Source organism: Mangrovibacterium diazotrophicum (assembly GCF_003610535.1).
GTDB lineage: Bacteria > Bacteroidota > Bacteroidia > Bacteroidales > Prolixibacteraceae > Mangrovibacterium > Mangrovibacterium diazotrophicum.
Genome location: NZ_RAPN01000001.1, coordinates 2,897,109 through 2,922,172 on the forward strand (window position 1 = coordinate 2,897,109; position 25,064 = coordinate 2,922,172).

The 25,064-nt window shown below is 43.1% G+C and carries 18 protein-coding genes; 17 read left to right on the forward strand and 1 reads right to left on the reverse strand.

Going from position 1 to position 25,064, the window contains the following annotated elements; translation table 11 throughout:
* Positions 1-4: 4 nt before the first annotated feature.
* A complete protein-coding gene (locus tag BC643_RS11435) occupies positions 5-898 on the forward strand; it encodes a carbon-nitrogen hydrolase (protein ID WP_120273212.1) in 894 nt (297 codons plus the stop codon).
* Between the two features lie 71 nt (positions 899-969).
* Here the strand turns inward: BC643_RS11435 and BC643_RS11440 are convergent, their stop codons facing one another.
* Complete coding sequence (locus tag BC643_RS11440; RefSeq protein ID WP_120273213.1) at positions 970-3,315, reverse strand: transglycosylase domain-containing protein; 2,346 nt, start codon at positions 3,313-3,315, stop codon at positions 970-972.
* Positions 3,316-3,640: 325 nt separating this feature from the next.
* Between BC643_RS11440 and topA the strand changes: the two genes are divergently transcribed.
* The 16 genes from topA (at position 3,641) to BC643_RS11525 (ending at position 24,999) form a co-directional block, all read left to right on the forward strand.
* The gene (gene topA / locus BC643_RS11450; protein ID WP_120273215.1) at positions 3,641-5,965 is read left to right on the forward strand and encodes a type I DNA topoisomerase; all 2,325 of its coding nucleotides are present in this window, start codon (positions 3,641-3,643) and stop codon (positions 5,963-5,965) included.
* Positions 5,966-6,039: 74 nt separating this feature from the next.
* On the forward strand, positions 6,040-7,194 hold the full coding sequence (locus BC643_RS11455; protein ID WP_120273216.1) for an arginase family protein: 1,155 nt from the start codon (positions 6,040-6,042) through the stop codon (positions 7,192-7,194).
* 119 nt (positions 7,195-7,313) lie between these two features.
* Complete coding sequence (locus BC643_RS11460; RefSeq protein WP_120273217.1) at positions 7,314-8,252, forward strand: PorP/SprF family type IX secretion system membrane protein; 939 nt, start codon at positions 7,314-7,316, stop codon at positions 8,250-8,252.
* Between the two features lie 34 nt (positions 8,253-8,286).
* A complete protein-coding gene (porK, locus tag BC643_RS11465) occupies positions 8,287-9,627 on the forward strand; it encodes a T9SS ring complex lipoprotein PorK/GldK (protein ID WP_120273218.1) in 1,341 nt (446 codons plus the stop codon).
* Between the two features lie 18 nt (positions 9,628-9,645).
* On the forward strand, positions 9,646-10,611 hold the full coding sequence (gene porL / locus BC643_RS11470) for a type IX secretion system motor protein PorL/GldL (RefSeq protein ID WP_120273219.1): 966 nt from the start codon (positions 9,646-9,648) through the stop codon (positions 10,609-10,611).
* Between the two features lie 11 nt (positions 10,612-10,622).
* Positions 10,623-12,236: a type IX secretion system motor protein PorM/GldM gene (gene porM / locus BC643_RS11475; protein ID WP_120273220.1), complete on the forward strand. Its 1,614-nt coding sequence runs from the start codon at positions 10,623-10,625 to the stop codon at positions 12,234-12,236.
* Positions 12,237-12,373: 137 nt separating this feature from the next.
* Positions 12,374-13,228, forward strand: coding sequence for a type IX secretion system ring subunit PorN/GldN (gene porN, locus BC643_RS11480; RefSeq protein WP_120273221.1), 855 nt, complete (start codon positions 12,374-12,376; stop codon positions 13,226-13,228).
* 122 nt (positions 13,229-13,350) lie between these two features.
* Entirely contained in the window at positions 13,351-14,700 is a 1,350-nt protein-coding gene (porK, locus tag BC643_RS11485; RefSeq protein WP_120273222.1) for a T9SS ring complex lipoprotein PorK/GldK, read from the forward strand.
* Positions 14,701-15,026: 326 nt separating this feature from the next.
* Positions 15,027-16,586, forward strand: coding sequence for an MATE family efflux transporter (locus tag BC643_RS11490; RefSeq protein ID WP_120273223.1), 1,560 nt, complete (start codon positions 15,027-15,029; stop codon positions 16,584-16,586).
* Positions 16,587-16,597: 11 nt separating this feature from the next.
* Entirely contained in the window at positions 16,598-18,151 is a 1,554-nt protein-coding gene (locus BC643_RS11495; RefSeq protein WP_211338040.1) for an MATE family efflux transporter, read from the forward strand.
* A gap of 13 nt (positions 18,152-18,164) precedes the next feature.
* Positions 18,165-19,247 (forward strand): polysaccharide pyruvyl transferase family protein, encoded by a 1,083-nt coding sequence (locus BC643_RS11500; RefSeq protein WP_120273224.1) that lies wholly within the window; start codon positions 18,165-18,167, stop codon positions 19,245-19,247.
* Positions 19,248-19,344: 97 nt separating this feature from the next.
* Positions 19,345-20,310, forward strand: a complete 966-nt coding sequence (locus BC643_RS11505) for a hypothetical protein (protein WP_120273225.1) — start codon at positions 19,345-19,347, stop codon at positions 20,308-20,310.
* A 125-nt stretch (positions 20,311-20,435) separates the two neighbouring features.
* Positions 20,436-21,749 carry a hypothetical protein gene (locus tag BC643_RS11510; RefSeq protein ID WP_211338041.1) on the forward strand — a complete coding sequence of 438 codons (1,314 nt, stop codon included), beginning with the start codon at positions 20,436-20,438 and terminating at the stop codon, positions 21,747-21,749.
* A gap of 68 nt (positions 21,750-21,817) precedes the next feature.
* On the forward strand, positions 21,818-22,906 hold the full coding sequence (locus BC643_RS11515; RefSeq protein ID WP_120273226.1) for a glycosyltransferase family 4 protein: 1,089 nt from the start codon (positions 21,818-21,820) through the stop codon (positions 22,904-22,906).
* A gap of 33 nt (positions 22,907-22,939) precedes the next feature.
* The gene (locus tag BC643_RS11520; protein ID WP_120273227.1) at positions 22,940-24,145 is read left to right on the forward strand and encodes a glycosyltransferase family 4 protein; all 1,206 of its coding nucleotides are present in this window, start codon (positions 22,940-22,942) and stop codon (positions 24,143-24,145) included.
* A 23-nt stretch (positions 24,146-24,168) separates the two neighbouring features.
* Entirely contained in the window at positions 24,169-24,999 is an 831-nt protein-coding gene (locus BC643_RS11525) for a glycosyltransferase family 2 protein (protein WP_120273228.1), read from the forward strand.
* The last annotated feature ends 65 nt before the right edge of the window (positions 25,000-25,064 follow it).

The following is a 25,064-nucleotide window of genomic DNA, read 5'->3' on the forward strand; positions in this document are numbered from 1 at the left end:
AATTATGGCAAAAAAAGAAATACGAGTTGGATTGATCCAGCAAAGCAATACAGGAGATGTAGAAGCAAACAAAGCAAAACTGGCGAAAAACATTGCCGACTGCGCCGAAAAGGGTGCGGAACTAGTCGTGCTGCAAGAGCTTCACAACAGCCTGTACTTTTGTCAAACCGAGGATGTTGATTTGTTTGATTTGGCCGAGCCTATTCCCGGACCATCAACCGACTTTTACAGCGAAATTGCAAGCAAACATGGCATCGTGTTGGTCACCTCCTTGTTCGAAAAGCGTGCTCCCGGGTTGTATCACAACACAGCCGTTGTATTTGAAAAAGACGGCACATTGGCCGGTAAGTACCGCAAAATGCACATCCCCGACGACCCGGGCTTTTACGAAAAATTCTATTTCACCCCTGGCGATTTAGGATTCAAACCCATCCAAACCTCGGTGGGTAAATTGGGCGTATTGGTTTGCTGGGACCAGTGGTATCCGGAAGCTGCCCGCCTGATGGCAATGGCCGGAGCCGAGATGCTGATCTATCCCACCGCCATTGGCTGGGATCCGCGCGATACCGATGATGAGAAAAGCCGTCAGCAAAATGCCTGGATCACAATTCAGCGCTCGCATGCTGTTGCCAACGGCATCCCGGTTATCAGCGTAAACCGTGTTGGCCACGAAGCGGATCCGTCGGCAAATTCTGAAGGAATTCAGTTTTGGGGACACAGCTTTGTGGCAGGCCCGCAAGGCGAAATTATTGCCAACACTAGCAGCTCTGAAGAGGAAAACATCCTGGTACAAGCAGACCTGGCTCGATCTGAAGATGTTCGCCGCATTTGGCCATTTCTTCGCGATCGCCGGATCGAAAACTACGGTGAGATAACAAAACGATTCCTGAACGACTAGTTCGAAATGAGATAAAAAAATCCCCGCAGGTTAAATACTTGCGGGGATTTTTCATTTATCGTATTTTGTTCTTAGAAGAAATCTTCGAATTCAGCCGGTTTCTCATCCGAGCCATTCACGTCGTCACAATCGAGGTTCATAATGAAGTTCATTGGTTTCTCAAACTCATGATCGGGCTTATACTCCAGCGTTTTGTCGGCATAAACTTTCTTCATGAATCGTCCCCAAATCGGCAGCGCCATGTTCGCACCCTGCCCGTAGCGGATGTTGTCGAAACGGATACTCCGTAAATCACCACCTGTCCAGACACCGGCAACCAACTGCGGCGTAACACCCATAAACCAACCATCGGAGTGATTCTGAGTCGTTCCCGTTTTTCCGGCAATTGGCCCCTGAATTTCACCGTAAACTTTGTTCCAGCGCAAACGGGTACCGGTTCCGTTGTCAATAACCCCACGCAACAGGCTAATCATCAAATAAGCGGTTTTCTCATCGATGGCATCGTGTCTCTCCGGGCGAAAAGTTGCAATCACGTTGCCGTACTTATCTTCAATACGTGTTACAAAAATCGGCTGTGTATAAACTCCTTTGTTTCCAAAGGTTCCGTAAGCTCCCACCATTTCGTACAGCGTAATATCTGACGTTCCAAGGAACATAGAAGGTACCGGGTCAATGTAGCTGTAGACACCCATCTTGTGCATTACATCAGCCACTGATTGTGGGTTGAATTGCTTCATCACCCATGCCGAGATCTGGTTAACCGAGTTCGCCAAGCCCCATTTGAGTGTAACCATCTTTCCATCGTATTCGGACTCACCCGAGTTTTTCGCTTCCCAAACGGTACCGTCGCCCAAAATAAACTGCTGCTTCACGTTCGGCACTTTAGTACAAGGCGTCAAACCATTTTGCATAGCCAGCGTGTAAAGGAATGGTTTCACGGTAGAACCCACCTGGCGTTTTCCGCCCAAAACCATGTCGTACATAAAATGACGATAGTTAGGCCCACCAACATAGGCGCGCACCTGGCCGGTTTCCAAATCCATGGCCATCATCGACGAACGCAAATAGCTCAGGTTATAACGAATCGAGTCCAGCGGACTCATGATGGTGTCGCGGTCTCCCTTCCACGAAAAGACAGTCATTTCAACCTTTTCGTTAAAGTTCTTCTTAATCTGTTCTGCATTTAGCCCTTGCAAACGAAGCACCCGGTAACGCTCGCTTTGGCGCATCGACAGGGCGAGCAAATGTTCCACGTCGTCGTTGCTCATATCGTCTGAGAAAGGTGGGTTCCGAAGTGTTTTCAGGTGACGTTCAAATCCCGGTTGCAAATCCAGCTTCAGGTGATCTTCAACCGCCTCTTCTGCATACTGCTGCATGCGTGAGTCAATCGTTGTGTAAATCCGCAATCCATCCTGATACAAATCGTAATTCGTGCCATCCGGTTTGAAATTCTTCTTACACCAGCCATAAAGCGGATTGGTCTCCCAGGCAACTGAGTCCTCTTTAAACTTCACCGTTTGCCACGATGCATATTTTGAACGATCAGGCTTGCTTGCTCCCATTGTAATCCGCAAGTACTCGCGAAAATAAGGAGCCAAACCTTCTTTAAAATCTTCACGGGTAAATTCGAGTTCCATCGGGAGAGCCGACAACGAATCACGTTCGGCTTTGCTGATGTAACCGTAGCGCTGCATCTGAGCCAATACCACGTTGCGGCGGTTTTTGGTCAGTTCGGGACGACGAACCGGGTTAAACAGGGCCGAGTTCTTTGCCATCCCTACAAGCATCGCCGATTGCTCAATTGTCAACGAATCGGGAACCGTATTGAAATAAATACGGGCTGCAGATTTAATACCAACAGCCAGGTTCAGAAAGTCGTATTTATTAAGGTACATGGTGATAATCTCTTCCTTCGTGTAACTCTTTTCGAGCTTCACCGCAATCACCCACTCCTTGAATTTACGCAGCACAAGATCCATCTTGCTCTCCATGTCAATACGCGGGAACAACATCTTTGCCAACTGCTGGCTCAAAGTACTACCTCCACCACTACTGCTGTCACCGGTCAAAACACCTTTCAACACACGGAATAGGCCTCGCAAATCGATTCCCGAGTGTTCGTAAAAACGAACGTCCTCAGTGGCCAGCAAAGCTTCCACGAGGTTTTCAGGCAATTGCTCGTAAGTAACAAAGCTTCTGTTTTCGCGGAAGTAGCGCCCGATACTGACATTGTCACGCGAAAGCACTTCCGAAGCCAATAAGCTCTGCGGATTTTCAAGATCTTCAAACGAAGGCATCTCACCCATTTTCCCCTCAGCAATCAGGTAGAAAAATAAGGCCACGGCAATCACACCAACGGCAAAGAGACTCCAGAATCCGATCAAGTATTTCTTAAATCCTGTTTTATCTTTTTTCATCAAAGGTCATTTGAATGTTACGCGACAAATATAACGAAAGGATTAAAATTATTATTTCAGCACCGCATTAGGTATTCTTTCAGGCGAACTGAAGCAGCTTTTTGACATACGGGAACACCGATCGTGAAAACAGGTGCAAAATACTGTATTTCTGCCTTATACCATTCGTCCAAATGACACATAAAAGCAGCCTTTCCAGGTCGAGAAGAACCAATAAAATAATCATTTTCAAAGATATAAAGGAGATAATTTTGTTGTGCCAAAATTTGAAGAAAGACAGACATTTTCTTTTATTTGCAGAAATTTTCATAGTCTGGAGGATATTATGCAAGACAATTTGGTTATCGTTGAGTCTCCCGCAAAAGCAAAAACAATTGAGAAATTCCTGGGAAAAGATTTTCACGTAACATCGAGCATGGGGCATATTCGCGACCTCGAAAAGAAGGACGCCGGCATCGACCTCGAAAACAACTACGTTCCCAAATACGTGGTGTCGCCCGATAAAAAGAAGATTGTTACTGAACTGAAGAAATTAGCCAAGGATGCCAAGCAGGTATGGATCGCATCCGATGAGGACCGCGAAGGAGAAGCCATTGCCTGGCACTTGCAGGAAGTTCTGAAGTTGAAACCCGAAAAGACCAAACGAATTGTTTTCCACGAAATTACCAAAGACGCTATTCTCAAGGCCGTAAAAAATCCCCGACCAATCGATATCAACTTAGTGAATGCGCAACAGGCCCGACGGGTTCTCGACCGCCTGGTTGGTTTCGAAGTTTCGCCGGTACTATGGAAAAAAGTAAAACCTTCGCTTTCGGCAGGGCGTGTACAGTCGGTTGCTGTTCGCCTGATTGTTGAACGCGAACGGGAGATCATCAACTTTGAAAGCACTTCAGCCTTCCGCGTTACCGCAGTTTTCCTGGTTCCAGATGACAAAGGAAATACCGTTGAACTGAAAGCGGAACTGAACAAACGATTCGAGACAAAGGCCGAAGCGCAGAAGTTCCTGGAGAAATGCCAAACAGCTGAATTCAGCATTGCCGACATTCAAACCAGGCCGTCGAAAAGAACGCCGGCAGCGCCATTTACAACTTCGACCTTGCAACAGGAAGCCAGCCGCAAACTGGGATTTTCGGTTTCGCAAACCATGTCGGTTGCTCAGCGCTTGTACGAATCCGGAAAGATCACCTACATGCGTACCGACTCGGTAAACCTGTCGGACCTGGCGATCAACACATCCAAAAGCACTATTATTAATACACACGGCGAGAAATACCACAAGTATCGTCAATATACGACCAAATCAAAAGGAGCGCAGGAAGCGCACGAGGCTATCCGTCCTACCTACATGGACCAGGAAGAGGTTTCGGGAACTGCACAGGAAAAACGCCTGTACGAATTGATTTGGAAAAGAACAATCGCCTCGCAAATGGCCGATGCCGAGTTGGAACGCACAACCGTTTCCATTAAAGTATCGAACACCAGCGAAGTTTTCCAGGCAACCGGCGAGGTGATCAAGTTCGACGGTTTCCTCCGGGTTTACCTCGAGTCGACCGATAACGAAGACGAAGGTTCCGATGCAAAAAGCTTGCTTCCACCGGTTAAAACAAACCAGGTATTGCGCGCTAACTTCATCGAAGCCACCGAGCGTTTCAGCCAAAAGCCACCACGATACACTGAAGCGAGTTTGGTTAAAAAACTGGAAGAGCAAGGCATTGGCCGTCCTTCAACTTACGCGCCAACGATTACAACGATCCAAAACCGCGGTTACGTGGTGAAGGAAGATCGTCCGGGCGTTGAACGCGAGTATATCCAACTGACGCTGAAAAACGGAAAGCTTTCCGACAAAACGAAGGTGGAGACGACCGGTGCTGAAAAATCGAAACTGTTCCCGACCGACATCGGCATGGTTGTGAACGACTTCCTGATGAAATACTTCGACCAGATCATGGATTACAGCTTCACGGCAAATGTTGAAGTTGAATTCGACGAGATTGCAGACGGCAAGCGCGTTTGGAACGAAGTGATTGACGAGTTCTACAAACCATTCCACCAACATATTGAAAATGCCCTGGAGGTATCGGAACGTACAAACGGCGAACGCGTACTGGGTGATGACCCCAAAACGGGACTGCCCGTTTCGGTGAAAATTGGCCGCTACGGCCCGTTGGCACAATTGGGCGAAGCAACCGAGGAAGGCGAAAAACCTCAATTTGCGAGCCTCCGTCCGGGACAAATTCTGGAAACCATTACCTTGGAAGAAGCATTGGAGCTGTTCAAACTTCCGCGCGAAATTGGCGAGTACGAAGGCAAAAAGGTGAAAGTAAATATTGGTCGTTTTGGCCCTTACATTCAGCACGACAGCAAATTCGTATCGTTGGAGAAAAATGTGGATGACCCCTACTCGGTGGAACTTCCACGGGCAATCGAACTGATTGAAGCCAAGCGGGAAAAAGACCGAAATGCGCTGATAAAAACCTTCGAAGAAGAACCGGAACTTCGCATTCTGAATGGGCGGTGGGGACCGTACATTTCTTATAAAAAGAAAAACTACAAGATTGCAAAAGGAACTGAAGCCGAAAAACTTAGTCTGGAGGACTGCATGAAAATTATTGAAGCAGGCCCGGCACCTAAGAAAGGCCGAAAAAAATAATTGAAAGGCAAACAAGTTGATTGTTTGCCTTTTCTTTTGAAAAGACTAATTTCAAGCTGAGAAATAATAAACTGATGAACCTCCAAGATTACCTAAAACCGGTTGATTTTTCCGGCTTCACCCTTCCCCAATGGGTGCAAAAGAAATATGCGCTGGGCACATTGCTCGAAAAAAACAGCGAAAAGCTGGCAGTCGACAAAGCCAAGATTGTCCTGATTGGTGTTGAAGAAGACCGAAACTCGGTTCGCGAAGGTGCTTCGCTTGCGCCGAATAAAATCCGGGAATACCTGTACGCATTGAATCGCATTGCTCCTCGTTTTAAGATGCTTGACCTGGGCAACCTGATAGTCGGGAAAAGTGCCGCCGACACCTATTTCGCGCTGAAAGATGTCTGCCAGTATTTTATGGAACAGGGAATTGGAGTGGTGATCATGGGAGGATCGCAAGATCTTACTTTCGGTATCTCAAAAGCATTCGAAGACCAGTTTTTCAACCTGGTGACTGTTGATCCGAAACTCGATTTTTACAAAGGTGCTAAAACCATCAATTCGGAGAATTATCTGAATTTCGTGTTCGAGAAACATCCGAATCTTTTCTCACATGTTACTTTAGGCTATCAGAATTACTACACCGATGCGCTCGAACTGACGCATGCAACCGATATCAATTCAGATCATAAACGACTTGGCCAAATCCGCTACAACATGGCCGAAGTTGAACCATACATGCGCGGAGCTGATATCTTCAGCTTCGACCTCAATTCTGTTCGGCAAATTGAAGCGCCTGGCCAGTACTTTGGGTCTCCAAACGGCGTTTATGCCGAGGAAGCCTGCCAGATTGCGCATTACGCAGGCATGGCCGACCAAATGAAAGTTGCCGGATTCTTCAACCTCATTCCTTCGCTCGACCGCGATGATTTGAGTTCTAAACTGATGGCCCAAATCATTTGGCACTACGTTGAAGGATTTTACTTCAAAGTGGTGGAAGATCCTGCCAATAAACCACATGAATTCAGCGAGTTCATCATCGAAATGGACGACGTTGACCTACCTTTGACATTCTACCAAAGCCGCAAAACGGGCCGTTGGTGGATGAAAGTTTACAACCAAAACGACGACACCGACCACGTTTTCCCGTGTTCGCAGGAAGATTACGACCTTGCTGCACGCTACGAGATACCCGATCGTTGGTGGAGAAACATCAGAAAATTAAACCAATTAGCAAAATAAAGTTAAGCTGCGCTGCGTTCAAGGAATTGCAATGACCGTTTAAATGTGCGAAAAATAGGCTGATTGTATTTTTACATTTGCTTATTTATGTACTGTAAAAAGGCAACATTAGCCCATTTATGAAAAATAAAATTTGTTTTTTATTTTTATTTGTAATTGTAAATTTGGCCGCAAAAGCACAGCAGGACCCGCAATTCAGCTTTTACGAGCAGGCCCGATTGGTCTACAATCCGGGGTATGCAGGTACGAGCGGTGCGATTTCAGGCTTGATTTTAAACAGAACCCAATGGAGCGGTTTGGAGGGAGCTCCAAAGTCCATGGTGTTCAGTGTAGAATCGACAACTGATTTAGGCGGCATTAAGAGTGGCATTGGTTTGAATATCATCAGGGATGAACTTGGTTTTGAGAAAAATACACTGGTTAACTTAAATTACGCTTACCTTGTTCAAACTGACTACGGAGATTTAGGAATCGGAGCATCGCTGGGAATCTTTAACAAAGCGATTGACGGCGAATGGACTGTTCCCGACGGAGAGTACTGGGTGCTTTCGGATGGTTATCTCCCCTCAGGCAGTGTCAGCGAAATAGCTTTAGACTTTGGTTTTGGACTTTTCCTGAAATCGAACAATTATTTCGCAGGAATATCCGTTACACATGTTAACCAGGCAAAAATTTCGTTCTCGGATGACGCATATACTTTTTATACCCGCCACTATTATTTTTCAGGTGGATATACTATTCAGATGCCAAATCCGTTATTCTCTTTGCAACCGTCTGTTTTATATAAGACAGACTTAGCCGGATCTCAATTAGATCTGAATGGAGACATTATTTATAATGAGCGCTTTACCGGAGGAATCGGCTACCGTTTAGACGACGGATTGATTTTCAGATTCAGTGTTATTTTGAATAATGGATTGAAAGCCGGTTACGCATATGATTTAACAACATCGGCTCTTGGAGCCTATAGCTCGGGATCGCACGAACTATTTTTAAGTTATTCGTTTGCCGTCCAGAAGAGCCGAAATAAGAAGTATAAGAGTGTTCGATATTTGTAAGAAATTCTAAAAGTAAGCAACATATTTCATCGCTATGAAAAAAATACTCTCTCTGTGTTCGATGACCTTGGTGCTCCTGTCGATGATTAGCTGTAATAAGTCGGGAAGCAATGGTGAACTTACCGGTGTCCGCGGACGGGGTAAATGGTTTGAACCCGCACCTTACGGGATGACCTTCGTTCACCGGGGAAGCCTCAATGTAGGCCCCAGCGATCAGGATGCTAGTTGGTCCGAAACACCAACCAAAACGGTTTCTGTTGATGCATTTTGGATGGATGATACAGAAATCACCAACAACGAATATCGTCAGTTCGTGAACTTTGTTCGCGACTCAATCGCACGTACGATGTTGGGTGAGCAATTTCCTGAGTTTTTAATTTCAGAAGATCGTGAAGGTAATCCTATCGATCCGCCACGTCTGAATTGGGACGAGCGTTTGGAATGGGATAACCCTGATTATAAAGATGCATTGGAGCCAATGTATTACACTGAGAGCGATCGCATCTTCAACAAAAAAGAAATTGATAGCCGTAAATTATTCTACACCTACTATTGGATCGACTACCAACAAGCGGCCAAGCGTTCGAATATGTACGACTACGAAACACAAAGCTACCACGGTGTTGTTTACGATAAAACCGGGGCTACCAAACCAATTGAAAACCGTTCATCATTCGTGTTCAGCGAATTGGTTAATGTATATCCCGATACCCTTTGCTGGATCCGCGACTTCACCTATTCGTACAACGAGCCTTGGGCAACACGCTACTTCTGGCACCCTGGCTTCGACGAATATCCGGTGGTTGGCGTAACCTGGACTCAGGCGAAAGCTTTCTGTCACTGGAGAACCCGCCTGCACAACGAGTACCTGTTGAGCAAACGCGAACAACCACTGCAGGACTACCGTTTGCCTACCGAGGTTGAATGGGAATATGCTGCCCGCGGCGACAAACAAGTATCCATGTACCCTTGGGGGGGCTATTATACCCGCGACGAAAGAGGAAAGTTCCTGGCTAACTTCAAGCCTCTGCGCGGTAATTACATCGAAGACGGCGGTATGGCGACCATGAAAGTAGGAAACTACGACGCCAACAAGTTCGGGCTGTACGATATGTCCGGTAACGTGGCCGAGTGGACTATTACCGCTTACGACGAGTCGGCTTACATGTACATGCACGACTTTAACCCCAACTTCGAATACAATGCAAAACCAGACGATCCACCTACAATGAAGCGTAAAGTTATCCGTGGCGGATCTTGGAAAGATATTGCAGCTTTCGTGCAAACCTCAACACGGAGCTACGAATACCAGGATACAGTTAAATCATACATTGGATTCCGCTGCGTCCGTTCATCTTTTGGAAACGAGTTTTAAACCCTTAATTGTGATCATATGAGTTTTGGTGAAATGTTACATAGTAAACGCTGGAAAGTATTTACTGGCTATGTGTACAACATTGGTGCATCTGTTGTACTTATCGGTGCACTGTTCAAACTGCAACACTGGGCATTTTCCGGCCCTATTCTGGTAATCGGTCTTTGTACCGAGGCTTTTATCTTCTTCATCTCGGCATTCGAGCCGCCTATGGAGTTACCTGAATGGTCTAAAGTTTACCCTGAATTGCGTGAAGATTACGTACCGGAAGACGAAGTGGAAACTTCGAAAGATGATCAATTGGGTAAATTGCTCGGACAAGCTGACATCTCGCCTGAGTTACTTTCAAAAGTATCAAAAGGCCTGACAGATTTGAGCAATACCGCTTCTTCAATCAGCGATATCAGCGCTGCTACTCTGGCTACCGATGTGTACGTTAAAAACCTGAATTCCGCATCTGAGTCTATGAGTACCTTTGCTGAAATCAACGGCAAGGCCAACAATAACATCAGCCAATCGGTAAACGTTTTGGTTGAGTCTTATACCAACACAGCACAACGTTTGAGCTCGAAAGGCGACGAAATGCTGAACAAAATGGCCATTTCGAGCGAAGAGTTTACCAACGTTTTATCGATGTCGGGTAAAAAACTGGTTAGCTCTTACGACAAAGTTGCAGAGACAATCGAAAGAGGATTTGGCGACTTGGGTGAAAAATCAAGTAACTACAGCGACAAACTGGCTAAGTTAAATGATAACCTGGAAGCGTTAAATGCGTCTTACGCGTCACAATTAAAAGGCACCACCGAACAGCTGGCAGCCTCACAAAAATTCTTCTCCGAAATGGGTCAAATGAATCAAGCGATCCAAAGCTCGATGGAAGAAGTGAAAAAATACCATTCGAATGCAGCCGAGTTAAACAAACATTTAGAAGCACTTAATTCGATTTATGGCAATATGCTTGGTGCCATGAATTATAAAAAATAAAACGCCAGAATATGGGAACAAAGAATTGCCCGGAAACGGCGAGGCAGAAAATGATCAACATGATGTATCTGGTTCTGCTGGCGATGATGGCAATGAACGTCGCCGCAGAAGTTTTGGATGCATTTCGTGTAGTCGACGCAAGTCTTGTGCAAACTTACGGAACACTTGAGAAAAAGAGCGACCAGCAATACAACGCATTTAAAGCAGCTTACGATCTCAATCCGAGCAAAGTAGACCCATGGCTGAAAAAAGCCAATGAGGTGCAAGCCAAAGTTGACTCGGTTCAAAAATTGATCTTCGATATCAAGGAGGACCTGGTTCTTCGCGGTGGTGGTATTAAAACAGCCGATATCGATGATTTTGAATATGACCCGTCAAGATCGTACATCACAAACTACGAGGGCGACTCGATAATGATCACAAAAGATGACGAGTTGAATGTTCCTTCTGAGTTGATGGTTCGACTTGGTCGCGGAAAAGAGTTGCGCGCAGCGATGTCTTCTCTACGTAGCGATTTAGCTGGCATGGTTGGAGAAGATGCTCCAATCCATTCAACTATTGAACAGGAGCTGGCAACACCGGATCCTAAACGCAATATGAAAGAAGGAGGCGAAAACCTAAGCTGGGAAGAGCAAAACTTCGAGCATAAACCGATGATTGCTGTCATCACCTTGTTGAGCAAAATGCAGATCGATGTTAAAAACACCGAAGCAAACTTGCTGAACTATTTGTATAGCCAAATCGATGCAAGCTCGTTCAAATTCAACAAGCTTTCACCAGTGGTGATCCCGAAATCTTCTTACGTATTGGAAGGCGATACTTATCATGCAGAGGTTTTCCTGGCAGCGGAAGATACTACGCAGCAACCTCGGGTTTTCGTAGGTGGTAAAGAACTGAAGATTGTCAACGGAAAAGGTATTTACGAAGTACCTGCAGGAAAAGCTGGCGACTACCCATGGGAGGGAGAAATCCAGTTTAAAAACCCGGAAGGAGAATATGTCCCGTACAAATTCTCATCTACCTACCAGGTTGGAAAACCGAGCGTTACCATTTCACCAACAAAAATGAACGTTTTCTACCTGAATATTGCCAACCCGATTAGTGTATCAGTCCCGGGCGTACCTTCTGCAAACCTGAGGGTTACGATGTCCAACGGTCGAGTTGAAGAACGCGCTGACGGTCGAGTTGTATTCCCTGCGAAAGAAGATATTAACGGTAAAAATACACAAGTCATTGTTGATGCGATCATCGACGGTCAGACAAAACGAATGGGATCGATGGTATTCCGTGTAAAACGTGTACCGGACCCCGTTGCTCAAATTGCTGAGAAAAACGGTGGCGTACTTCGGAAAGAAGACCTGATGGCAGAACAAGGTATTTTTGCCGCCCTGATCGATTTCGATTTCGACCTGAAATTTAAAGTGACCCAGTTTGATGTGACCATCACCGGTTCGGGAGGTTTCAACAATACCTGGACTTCAAAATCAAATGCCTTTACGGCCGACATGAAGAAACAATTTGCGAGTCTTCAAGCAGGTAGTATCATTTATTTCGACAACATTATGGCGCACGGTGACGACAAAACTGACCGTAACCTGGCTCCAATCAGTTTCAAAATTCGATAACATTGAACCCGGATTTTCCCGGGGAATCGATAACATAGCCGCGAGGCGAAAAATAAAGACAAAACAGGAACAACCTTCATATGCAAGGCTGTTCCTCCCCTTCGGGGGAGCGATAGAAATTATAAACAAAAAGACAGATGAAAAAGCTAACACTGGCAATTGGGATATTGATTTGTGCGCTATGCTTCACGGGCAATCAGGCACACGCGCAAATTGTAGATGGAGCGTTTCAGCGGGTTGACATCGGTAAAAAGAAACCGATGCAGTTTCCCTACGTTCGCGAAGCCGATGTAATGTGGTCAAAAAAGATCTGGCGAATTATCGATTTGCGCGAAAAGATGAACCAAGTGCTATACTTCCCGACTGTTGAAACAGAAGGAAGAAACAGCTTGACTAATCTCTTTTTGAAAGCGATCGAAGACGGACTTTTGACCGCTTATGATGCCCGTACAGACGATGAATTTAAAATTCCTTTGACTTATGACCAAGTGAAGGAAGCCTTCGGCGCTACAACCCGCACCAAACGCGTTCGCAACCTGGAAACAGGGGAATTTGAGGATAAAACCGTTGAAGGACAGGTTCGTGGCGAAGAAGTTATGCAGCTCATGGTCAAAGAAGAATGGTTCTTCGACAAGCAGACTTCAACCATGAATGTGCGCATTATCGGTATTGCCCCAATTCAGGAATATTACCGCGATGAAGACATCAACCGTGAAAATCCACAACGCCGCGTTGTGTTCTGGATTTACTATCCTGAAGCTCGCGAGCTTTTGGCCTCAAACGCGGTGCTAAACACCCGTAACACGGCTTACAACATGTCGTTCGACGACCTGTTTATCAAACGTCGCTTCAACAGCTATGTGGTAAAAGAGAGCAACGTTTACAACAACCGTGCGATTAGCCAATACCTGACTGGTAGAGATGCGATGCTCGAGTCTAAAAAGATTGAACAGAAGATCTTTAACTACGAACAAGATCTTTGGGAATACTAGGCCAAAATGGTCTTGATCAAAGAAGCCTTTTGAGAGAAAAATCTCAAGAGGCTTTTTTTGTTAAAAAGAACAATATTATCCTTTCGCCTCCGTTTTTCTTACTGCATGTGCAGGTTTAGACTATGAAATTACGCAATACCATCCTTGTTGTTTGTTGCCTTGGGCTTCTTGTCTCGTGCGAGACGAATGAATTGGCACAATACGCGTCGAATGATCGGGTGAAGCCCTATTACGAACCGGCTCCATTCGGTATGTCATACATAGACCGGGGAAGTGTTGTAATTGGTCCCGACGACGAAATCTACCAGGAAAACACCGAAGCCAAACGCGTATCGGTAGAGGCCTTCTGGATGGATGAAACAGAAATCACTAACAATGAATACCGGCAATTCGTCTACTGGGTTCGTGACTCCATAGCACGCACAATGCTCTCGGAACAGTTTCCCGAATTCATGCGAACTGAAGACGAACGAGACAATCCGTTGGATTACCCCCACCTGAACTGGGAAGATCCCATTGAATGGGACAACCCCGACTTTCAGGAAGCATTGCAGGATTTGTACCTCGAAGCTGATGACCGTGTATTCTTCCAAAAATCAATCGACGCCCGCAAACTAATTTACAACTACCAGTGGGTGGATTACCAACAAGCAGCTGAAAGTCGAAACAAGTATAACTTCGAAACTCAATCGTATAATGGTACGGTAACCGATATCGATGGAAATGTGATACCAATTGCGAACCGAAAGTCATTTGTTTTCAACGAAACGACCCCTGTCTATCCGGATACACTTTGCTGGGTTCGCGACTTTACCTACTCGTACAACGACCCCATGACTGAAAAGTATTTTTGGCACGTGGCTTTCGATGATTACCCACTCGTAGGTGTAACCTGGCAACAAGCCAACGCCTTTTGTAACTGGCGGACTAAAATATTTAACGACTACCAACGTCAATCTAACAGTGTCGACGTATTCGACTATCGGCTTCCGACTGAAGTGGAATGGGAATATGCTGCGCGCGGTGGTGTAGAACGAACCCTGTATCCTTGGGGAAGCTACTACATCCGGAACCAAATGGGATGCTTTATTGCCAACTTTAAACCACGCCGTGGAAACTACGTGGCCGACAGCAACCACTCTACGACTACTATGCCTGTAGGGAGTTATGCGCCAAATAACAAAAGACTTTACGATATGGCCGGAAACGTGGCCGAATGGACAAGTACTGCGTTCCACGAATCAGCATACGAATATATGAGCGACTTCAATCCGAATGTTCAGTATGCTGCCCGTCCGGACGATCCGCCGGTACTGAAACGAAAAGTTATTCGCGGTGGTTCCTGGAAAGACGTTGCCTACTTCTTGCGAAACGGCACCAGAAGCTTCGAATACCAGGATTCTGCCAAATCGTATATTGGTTTCCGTTGTGTAAAAACGTCTTTCGTAGACGAGTTTAAACTGAAAAAATAACATTACCCATTACGATCTATTTTCCAGACGATTACACAAAGGTGAGAATTTGAATTAACGAATTATTCATAAAAAACAATGGTTAATTTCGATTAATTTAACAATTTTCAGACAAGTTTGCCTTATATTTGGAGAACCAAACGTGCGAGAAAAATCAGATAAATAATCTATCTTTTTTCTATTCAGAAGCTCCCCAACGCTGTAACTGAATCGGCGAAGCCGTAGGAGCAATCAGCTTTAATCATCATTCCACAACTCTTTTCAAATTTGCAGAAATAAACTTCTGTGACTATACGTATCTGTACTATTCTTATTCAAAAATATAGATGAGTGTCGCAAATCGAGTCATTAAAAATACTGGGTTTCTCTACGCAAAAATGGGGATTACCATTTTTATTTCGCTGTATACAACCCGACTTATCCTAAACGCATTAGGAGCAGAAGACTATGGTATATTCAACGTAGTGGGTGGTGCAATTGCTATGCTAGGATTTCTGCATGTCGCCATGGCCAGCGCAACCCAGCGTTTCATGTCCTATTCTGAAGGAGAAGGCAATCAAAACAAACAAAAAAGTATATTTAATATCAGCATCATCCTACATGTGTCGATAGCGATAATCGTCGCTTTGGCCTTACTGATAGCAGGTTACTTCTTTTTCAATGGAGGACTAAATATTCCGACAGAACGGATAAATGCAGCAAAAAGCATTTACTATTTCATGATTGTGAGCACAGCTATTACGATCATTGGAGTCCCGTACGAAGCAGTACTGAACGCTCATGAAAACATGCTTTACTTCTCCATAGTTGGTGTTCTCGAATCAATATTAAAGCTAATTGTCGCAATTACCGTCGTATACACACTCAAAGACAAACTTGTAGTATATGGAGTACTGATGGCGGGGGTTGCATCTCTGTCGACTCTGTTAATGGGAACATACTGTCACAAAATGTATAGTGAATGTAGTTTTCATCCATTACGTTATTGGAATAAACATTTGATGTTGTCAATGACGAAATTTGCAGGCTGGAATTTTCTAGTTGTAAGTTCGTCTATGATTTCACAATACGGTTTGAGTATTGTACTAAACAACTTTTGGGGAACGATTCTTAACGCGGCACAAGGGATTGCAAACCAAATATCGGGTCAATTGATGGCCTTCTCCAACACAATGATGACCGCACTGAATCCTGTGATTGCGAAGAGTGCAGGGAGTGGACAACGAAATATGATGCTTACTGCATCTATGACAGGTGCGAAATTTTCATTTCTACTGCTTGCATTTTTTGCTGTCCCATTTATAATTGAAGCCCCCTTTATACTTGGATTTTGGCTTAAAGAGGTGCCAGAATGGGCTATTCTATTTACTCGATTGCAACTACTAAGAAGTCTTACCGAGCAGCTCACTGTAATGATATCTGGTACAATTTCGGCACATGGTGACATCAAAAAATATTCAATCGCCAAGAGTGTTTTAAATATATTACCGATCATCTTAACGATCATCCTTTTTATGTTGGGGTACCCACCTTATTATTTGTACATTACATGGATATCATGCTGGGGGATCCTAGGAGGTATAACAATACTTTATTTTTCAAATAGAAACTGCGGACTAAGCTACAAAGAATATCTCTCGAAAGTATTTTTGCCGGCGCTCGTAAGCCTTTCAATCATGGGCTTAGCGGGTGCAATACCGCTCGCTTTGATGGATCAGGGGTTTATGCGTTTGATTACCATCTCTGCATTTACCTCGGCCGCTTTCGTCACCACTTATTTCGCGCTTTTTGTTACGAACGACGAAAAAAATATATTGACATCCATCTGGTCAGTCATCAAGGTCAAACTATTTGGCCGAAAAATCAATATTGACTCAATCACTTAAAATTTAATTCAATGGGAGCCGCGAAACGAGTAGCAATGAATACCGGATTTCTTTACGCCAGAATGGCCATCACGGTATTTATCTCACTCTATTCAACACGACTTGTTCTGGCAGCCTTGGGCGAAACCGACTACGGTATTTTCAATGTCGTCGGTGGAGCAATCGCGATGTTAACATTCCTGAACATCGCTATGACAACTGCCACGCAGCGATTTATGTCCTATGCTCAGGGAGAGAAAGATGCAGAAAAGCAAAAATACATTTTCAATGCATCCATCATATTACACATCGGAATATCTATTCTGGTTGTAGCCTTGTTAGAAGCTGCATCCTATTTCCTTTTTAACGGTATACTCGAAATACCACAAGAGCGGGTCTCGGTTGCCAAGATTGTCTATCAAATCACTTTGATCAGCACTTTCTTCATGATTATTTCCGTTCCGTATGACGCAGTGATCAACGCACACGAGAATATGCTGTTTGTCGCAGTATTGGGAATATTTGAAGCAGTAATTAAGTTGGCAATTGCTTATTATATAACATTCACAGTTCACGATAAACTTAAGATGTACGGCGTTCTGATGGTCGCCCTTCCTGTTTTTATTCTGCTGGTGAGAAGTATCTACTGCCATCGAAAGTATGCTGAAGTCATACTGAACCCCAGAAAATACTCAAACAAAGCCTTACTCAAGGAGATGACAAGCTTTGCTGGCTGGTCACTCTTGGATAGCTCCGCCAGCATCATATCCATGCAAGGTATCTCGATCCTCATCAATTCCTTCTTTGGCGTGGTTGTAAACGCAGCTCAAGGAATCACCAATCAAGTGTCAGGCCAGTTAATGGCTTTTTCCACTACAATGCTAAAAGCGCTTAACCCGGTGATTGTAAAAAGCGAAGGTGAAAAGAACAGGGATAATATGCTAAAAGCATCCCTAACCGGAAATAAGATATCCTTCTTCCTAATGGCTATCTTATCGATCCCTGTTATCATAGAGATGCCGACGATCTTCAAATTTTGGCTAAAAGATGTTCCGGAGTACGCAATCGTATTCTGTCAATTAAATTTAGTACGTTCAATGTTGAGCCAATTAACAATTACCTTCCCAACAGCAATTGGGGCGACTGGTAAAATAAAGCAATTTAGCTTCTGGAATTCAATCATCTTTATTTTGCTGCTACCCGCAAGTTATATTGCGTTCAAATTCGGAGCACCTCCTCCGGCTATCTATGTAAATCTGCTGCTCATGAGCATGGGGTTGTCCGCGTGCCGGGTTTACTATACGCATAAAATATGCAATCTGGATGTCAATGATTTCCTCAAAAACGTGTTATTGAAAAGCATTCTAACTGCAGCACTTATCTATATTGTGGGCAGTTTACCCAGCCTGTTTCTGGAAGAAGGCCTGTTCAGAGTAATCCTAACGATAGCAGTTTCTGGTGTATCATCATTAATAATCATATTTAGTGTCGGATTGAATGAGAAAGAACGTCAATTGATTAAAAATGGGATTTCGGCGGTTCTGGGAAAGATTCGAAGAAAAACGGCACAGAGCATAACAAACTAAAAAATATAGGCACATGAAAAATACGAAAATCGGAATCCTAACCCTGCCATTCAATTACAACTACGGAGGGATTCTTCAAACATACGCATTACAACGCTTCCTGATTGCAAACGGATACGACACCTACCATATTTACAGAGATTTTCCTGAAAAAAATAAAGCGACTCAAATCATAAAGGATCTCATCAAATTAATAATTGGCAAGAATAAAAAAACGCGTTTTGAAGGCACACTTATCCGAAAGTTTTTTGATGAGAAAGTCGTACCCAAAACCCATCGGATAAGAACCTTGTCGGATCTAAAGAAACTTCATAAATACGGGTTCACAACATTTATAGTCGGCAGCGACCAAGTTTGGAGAAAAGCATGTATTTACGGAGATTTGAAAACGAACTATTTCCTTGATTTCCCGAAAGATGATGTAAACAGGATATCGTACGCGGCATCGTTCGGTGTCGACAACTGGGAGTTCACCTCGGAGGAAACGGTCAAACTTAAAACACTGTTGCAAAAATTCAGTGCGGTTTCAGTTCGGGAAAACTCCGGGATAAAGCTTTGTGAAGAACATATGGGAGTGGCCGCAAACCACGTACCAGACCCAGTGTGGCTCTTGAAGGCGGAAGACTATAGACAACTTATAGCGCAGGAATCCGAGCGAACTGAAGTTAATGGAGAGTGCCTGGCTTACGTACTAGATAGTACCGACGAGAAGAAAAAAATCATCCAGGATGCAGCCGAAAAACTAGGCTACCAAACATTTACGATAAGTTACGGCAACAACGGAGTCAAACCCTCGGTCATAACCTGGTTAAAGGCTTTTGCTGAAGCGAAATTTGTAGTCACCGATTCCTTCCATGGATGTGTCTTTTCAATCCTGTTTAACAAGCCATTTCTTGTAATCGGGAACATAACCCGAGGTCTATCAAGATTTAGTTCTGTATTGAGCGAATTAAACCTTGAAAACCGAATGATATTCACAGAAAAAGATGACTACCTTGCCATAGTTGGAAAACCAATTGATTGGGATACCATCAACAAAGAGATTGAAGAAAAAAGAGCAAAAGCCCGAAACTTCATATTTTCTTCGATCAAATAGTACGAACACCGTTCGATGAAAAATATCATTAGTCAAATTTATTCAAATAACAGACCAATAGTCTGACGAACGAGTCTTACAAGATAACCCAGAACAAATGAATAAATCGCAGATTACCACCTTGAAGCTACTCCGAAAAATCTACTCAAGCTTTTCTGGCAGATCTGAATCAACAAAACCGGTTTCAGAAAGCGACCCTGATATAGTTTCCAACATCATTTCCGAAAAATTGACAAGTGGCTCACCGACGATGATTGCGCGGTATGGTGCTTTTGAGTTGAAAACCGTAACCTGCTACATGGATCAGAAGACAAATGAAAATCGGTTAGTGAACTACTTAAAAGGAAAATCAGAAGGCTGGTGGTGGGACAGTGAATTGATAGCACACATGCAAAACAATGCTGGGTTTTTCCCCCCGACTGAAGAGAACCTAGCTCGTTTCAGCCAACTCATGATTAACGACAGCCAGTATGTGGACGTTTTGGGAAGCTGGCTACCCAGGGAGAAACGAATTGGCACACTCCCTGAAAACCACCTGAAAGTTGATCTGGAGCTTTTAAATCCATTTTTCTCAGCAGCCCCATGGACAAAAGCCTTGGAAGAAAAAAAGGTCTTGATTGTTCATCCTTTTGTTCGTTCAATCAAAGAACAGTATCAACAAAAAGACAAAATATTCCCCAATGGACTACTCCCCAATTTTGACATGAAGATTATTCAGGCAGTACAAAGTATCGGTGGGCGCAATGACGACTTTCGTGATTGGTTCGAAGCGCTGGACTTCTTGAAACAGAAAATTGACGAACAAGATTTCGACATTTGCCTGCTGGGATGCGGCGCATATGGCTTTCCACTGGCTGCACATATAAAGAGACTGGGGAAAAAAGCATTTCACTTGGGAGGAAGCCTTCAACTCCTGTTTGGCATAAGAGGAGCCCGATGGGAAAACCCCAACTACAACCCAATTTACAACTATTCAGCTTTAATGAATCAGTATTGGATTAGACCCCAAATGAACGAAACACCGTCAAATTCAAAAAAAGTTGAAAACGGATGTTATTGGTAAACAATTTGTTCCTTTCATGAACGAACGAAACACTTCCATTCATCATACTAATTATCGATATGAGTTAAGTTCGACCCCTCAATACAACTTTTCACACACTGTGTGATTGTAATAAACGACCAACCATGAAAACATACTATAACAAACTATTTCCAATATTGATAGTGTCTATTACTTTTACATCCGTTAACCAATGGAGTAAAATAGAAATTGGCAATACCGCTGTTACTATGGCGCTCTCTCTGTTTGTCATTATTCTTTGTGTCTTTTATTTTAAGCAATATTTCAAAAGTTTTTCGAACCTAAAATATTTGACATTAAAATTATATTTCGCTTGGCTTGTAATCAGTGTTATTCGAGGCTGTATAATAGCTGAAAATTACTGGGAATGGAAACAGCTAATGTCTGCATCCCTGGCATTATCACTCCCCATCTTGATTTTCCCATTTGATAATCCAATGCTACTCCACCGCGTTTTGAACAAGTGGTTCATTTACGCTACTATAGCTTTCTTTGCTGTATTCATTTGGATCACCGGACGAGACGCAAAACATTATTACCTCGGGCCAATGTTACTTGTGGCATGCTTCATCCCTGCATTAAAACCAAAGTGGCAGATAGTTTTTCTTTTCTGTATCATATTGATGCTCATAGGTGACTTTGGAGCCCGAAGCCAAGTAATCAAAAGCGCCCTTGCTATTCTATTCTCGCTTTTCTTTCTATTACGAAAATTTATTAGCAACCGTCTTCTGAAAGTAAGCCATTGGTTGTTCTACATTCTACCAATTCTACTGCTCTACTTTGGTATAAGCGGAAAATTTAACGTTTTTGAGGACTTATCCAAGGATAATAAGTATGTTAGCAAGAAAGTCGTAAACGGTAAAGTTGTAAAAGAAAACTTAGCCGGAGACACACGAACTTTTATATATTATGAGGTCATTAGTTCAGCGATTAAACACAATTATGTGATCTTCGGAAGGACTCCCGCCAGAGGGAATGATTCTAAACAATTTGGAGAAAAAATTGCAGAAGAACTAAAGACAGACAAGCAAGAAAGACATTCTAATGAAGTCTGTTTCCCAAACGTATTCACTTGGCTGGGACTAATAGGTATGTTATTGTATTGCTCGATGTATCTAACATCCTCTTATTTAGCAGTCTATAGATCAAACAATATCTACACTATGATTATTGGTGTATTTATTGCATTTCACTTTGCTTTCGGATGGATAGAGGATTTCAATCGTTTCGATATTTCGAATATCTCATTGTGGATGGCTATTGCTATAGGTTACTCTAATAAATTTAGGTCTATGTCAAATCGCGAGTTTAAAATCTGGATTAAAACGATTTTCGCTACACGTCGCCCTAAAGCTAAACTCGTCTTCCTTTGGTCATTAACAAAAGGCGACCAAATTAAATCGGTCTCAAACCACTGATTAAGATACTTAACGAGAGATTAAATATTACTGATTCCTTACTTCAAAATCCAGTCAATATCTTTCCTATGAAAATTGCATATACTTATCAAGGTATCACAAGCCACCGTATAGGAGGCGTATCAAGATATTTCTTCGAAATTATATCAAGATTGCAACCTCGCGCTGAAATATCTATTTTAGGCAAATATTCTAAGAATATTTATTTTGAGGGAATGATCGACAAAAGTGAATTCTTGAGAAACCTCAGATTTAAAGGTAAAGCAAAACTGGAATTTCTAATACAGGAGCATAATCAAAAAACACGACTCAGAAAACACAATTTTAACATTATACATCATACAGGGGAAGGTCTGAGTGTTTTCAAACAAAGTAATAATACTCCCGTTATAATCACGATCCATGACTTTATTCCCGAAATATTCAACTACCAACCGCATAGGATTAAGATCAGAGAACAAGCGATAAAAAATGCATCCGCAATTATATGTGTTAGTGAGAATACCAAGAAGGATTTATTAAACTTTTTTCCAAAAATTGAGCAAGAAAAGGTTCATGTAATTTACCACGGTTTCACAAGCCAATCCAAACACTATTCCGAGAACAAATTAGGGAATTACATCCTCTACGTAGGAGCACGAACAGAATACAAAAACTTTGAATATTTTACCCGAGCTATAGTGCCAGTACTAATAGAACATGACATTAAGTTGGTTTGTACAGGCCAACCTTTTAGTTCATATGAACTTGAACTGATTCAATCGCTTGAAATTGGTACAAGAACTATTAATGTTGGATTTGTAGACGACAATACTTTAAACACTCTATACTACCATGCTCGTTGTTTTGTTTACCCTTCTCTCTACGAAGGATTCGGAATACCAATTTTAGAGGCCTTTGGCAACAGATGTCCAGTCTGCATCAGTGATACCTCCTGTTTCCCGGAAATAGCAGCTGATGCAGCTTGCTACTTCAACCCAAAAGACAAGAACTCGATCAAACAAAATCTTGAAAAAATTCTCACTGATGACTCATATCGACAAAAATTAATCGAAATAGGAACCGAAAGATTGACTTTCTTTTCTTGGGACAAAGCGGCTAGCGAAACCCTAGAAATATACAAGAAGACTATTGAAAACGCCAGCAAAATTGACTAGGTTTCTAATTCCCCTTTTTAAAAATATCCAGCAATGAAACAAATACTACTTTCAGCGTTTGGTTGTAACCCCTATAAAGGCTCCGAATCCGCAAGTGGTTGGAACTGGGCAATAGAATTAGCTAGCCAAGGATATAGTGTTCATGTCCTTACTCGCTCAGATAGCAAACCAGATATTACGAAACACCCTCCAGTTGACAATCTGCATTTTCATTTCATTGGACTAAATAATGGTCTAGAAAAGCTTTACACTTTTTCCATACCAACGATGTATCTCTACTACATACTCTGGCAATGGAAAGCATACCGCATTGGCAAAAGTCTTCACAACAAATACTTATTCCACCGAGTACATCATGTTTCATGGGGTAGTTTCCAACAAGGTTCTTTCCTTTACAAAATAAAGACACCTTTTATTTTTGGACCTACTGGAGGTGGCCAAAAGGCTCCTGAGTCATTCAAGGAGTACTTCCTGCAAGGCTGGGAAAATGAAATCAAGAGGGAAAAGATCAGTGCGTTATTCCTTCGGTTCAATCCTGCTTGCCGCAACATGTTGAAAAAGTCATCCGCTGTTCTAGTTTCAAACACCGAAACCATGGAGGTAGTTAGGGCTGCAGGAGCCCCAAAAATATTTTACTCTCTAGATTCCGCTCTATCAAGTGATTTTTTTCCCAAACAATTACCACTAAGAAACCCTTCATTAAATAGAATGCGGCTTCTCTGGGTTGGAAGATTTATGCCAAGGAAAGGTCTCCCGCTTGTCATAGAAGCAATGAGCCGACTGAAGGAAAATAAAGGTATAACTCTCACAATCGTTGGAGATGGTGAATTAAATGACCACGCCAGGCGAATGGTCTCTGAATTAGGATTAAATGAATCCGTAAAATTCACTGGTCTACTACCATTTTCTGAAGTTAGGAACTACTACAACACCCACGACGTTTTTTTCTTCACCTCACTTCGTGATTCAGGCCCTGCCCAACTAATTGAAGCAATGGCATTTGGATTGCCTGTCGTATGTCTAAATCTACATGGGCAAGGATACATTGTATCTGACAAAACAGGAATTCGCGTACCTGTTACTACGCCGTCAATTGTTGTTAAGGAATTAGCCGACGCAATTAACTATCTAGCGAGTAATCCTCAAATTTATGAACGGATGAGTAGGGCTGCCTATGAATTTGCACGCCAACAAGAATGGAGCAATAAAGTCGCAACTACTATTCGCCAACTCTATTAACCTATTCTAACTTTAAATGATCTATGAAATCAATCGCGGTTCTTCTAACAGTGTTTAACCGAAAAGAAAAGACATTGGCATGCCTTCAATCATTTTTTAATGCTGACCTTCCAGCAGAACTAAACTCACTGGAAGTATTTCTTGTAAATGACGGGTGCACAGACGGAACTCCAGATGCCGTAAAGGCGGCATATCCTTCGGTCAATATCATCAACGGTACAGGAAATCTCTTTTGGAATAGAGGTATGCATCTTGCTTGGAAAGAAGCTACACAAATAAAAATCTACGACTACTTTCTATGGATAAATGATGACACCTTTTTCTACACCCATGCTCTCCAAGCTCTTTACAAAACTACGATCCTATACAACGACGAAAGAATTGTCGTTGGTACAACCTGCGCCGTTAATAATTCCAAAGTGATCACTTACGGAGGCAGAGATAAAAACGGCTCTCTGATTATTCCTCAAGAATATCCCACTGACTGCGGCTTCTTTAATGGAAACATCGTATTAATTCCGTCATCTGTTTTTGAGATCGTCGGCATGAACGACCCTTGTTTCAGACATGCATTAGGAGATTTTGACTACGGACTTCGGGCATCAAAACTAGGCATTAAATCCGTTGTAGCTCCCGGAATACTGGGCAAATGCGACGAACACGAAAGTTTAGCGACTTGGTGCGATCCTGCAAAATCGCTTTCCAAAAGATGGAAAGCTTTCAGGTCTCCATTGGGACAAGATCCCGAAGAGTTTTTTATATTCGAAAGCAGACATAATGGCTTATTGAAAGCTTGCTTTCATTATTTAACAAACCACTTACGTGTACTCGCCCCATGGATTTGGACAACTTAACCAAACAGTTTAATTTGAAAACCCACCGCCTCCCATCTGCTTTAGTGTTTTTCGGGCATAATTTG

What these genes read in the sequence shown, in the direction of transcription:
- BC643_RS11460 (WP_120273217.1), top strand. Translation starts at nt 7,314, where the DNA reads ATGAAAAATAAAATTTGTTTTTTATTTTTATTTGTAATTGTAAATTTG.
- BC643_RS11500 (WP_120273224.1), top strand. Translation starts at nt 18,165, where the DNA reads ATGAAAAATACGAAAATCGGAATCCTAACCCTGCCATTCAATTACAAC.
- BC643_RS11455 (WP_120273216.1), top strand. Translation starts at nt 6,040, where the DNA reads ATGAACCTCCAAGATTACCTAAAACCGGTTGATTTTTCCGGCTTCACC.
- BC643_RS11505 (WP_120273225.1), top strand. Translation starts at nt 19,345, where the DNA reads ATGAATAAATCGCAGATTACCACCTTGAAGCTACTCCGAAAAATCTAC.
- BC643_RS11525 (WP_120273228.1), top strand. Translation starts at nt 24,169, where the DNA reads ATGAAATCAATCGCGGTTCTTCTAACAGTGTTTAACCGAAAAGAAAAG.
- porM (WP_120273220.1), top strand. Translation starts at nt 10,623, where the DNA reads ATGGGAACAAAGAATTGCCCGGAAACGGCGAGGCAGAAAATGATCAAC.
- topA (WP_120273215.1), top strand. Translation starts at nt 3,641, where the DNA reads ATGCAAGACAATTTGGTTATCGTTGAGTCTCCCGCAAAAGCAAAAACA.
- BC643_RS11515 (WP_120273226.1), top strand. Translation starts at nt 21,818, where the DNA reads ATGAAAATTGCATATACTTATCAAGGTATCACAAGCCACCGTATAGGA.
- porK (WP_120273218.1), top strand. Translation starts at nt 8,287, where the DNA reads ATGAAAAAAATACTCTCTCTGTGTTCGATGACCTTGGTGCTCCTGTCG.
- porL (WP_120273219.1), top strand. Translation starts at nt 9,646, where the DNA reads ATGAGTTTTGGTGAAATGTTACATAGTAAACGCTGGAAAGTATTTACT.
- BC643_RS11490 (WP_120273223.1), top strand. Translation starts at nt 15,027, where the DNA reads ATGAGTGTCGCAAATCGAGTCATTAAAAATACTGGGTTTCTCTACGCA.
- BC643_RS11435 (WP_120273212.1), top strand. Translation starts at nt 5, where the DNA reads ATGGCAAAAAAAGAAATACGAGTTGGATTGATCCAGCAAAGCAATACA.
- porN (WP_120273221.1), top strand. Translation starts at nt 12,374, where the DNA reads ATGAAAAAGCTAACACTGGCAATTGGGATATTGATTTGTGCGCTATGC.
- BC643_RS11510 (WP_211338041.1), top strand. Translation starts at nt 20,436, where the DNA reads ATGAAAACATACTATAACAAACTATTTCCAATATTGATAGTGTCTATT.
- BC643_RS11520 (WP_120273227.1), top strand. Translation starts at nt 22,940, where the DNA reads ATGAAACAAATACTACTTTCAGCGTTTGGTTGTAACCCCTATAAAGGC.
- BC643_RS11440 (WP_120273213.1), bottom strand. Translation starts at nt 3,315, where the DNA reads ATGAAAAAAGATAAAACAGGATTTAAGAAATACTTGATCGGATTCTGG.
- BC643_RS11495 (WP_211338040.1), top strand. Translation starts at nt 16,598, where the DNA reads ATGGGAGCCGCGAAACGAGTAGCAATGAATACCGGATTTCTTTACGCC.
- porK (WP_120273222.1), top strand. Translation starts at nt 13,351, where the DNA reads ATGAAATTACGCAATACCATCCTTGTTGTTTGTTGCCTTGGGCTTCTT.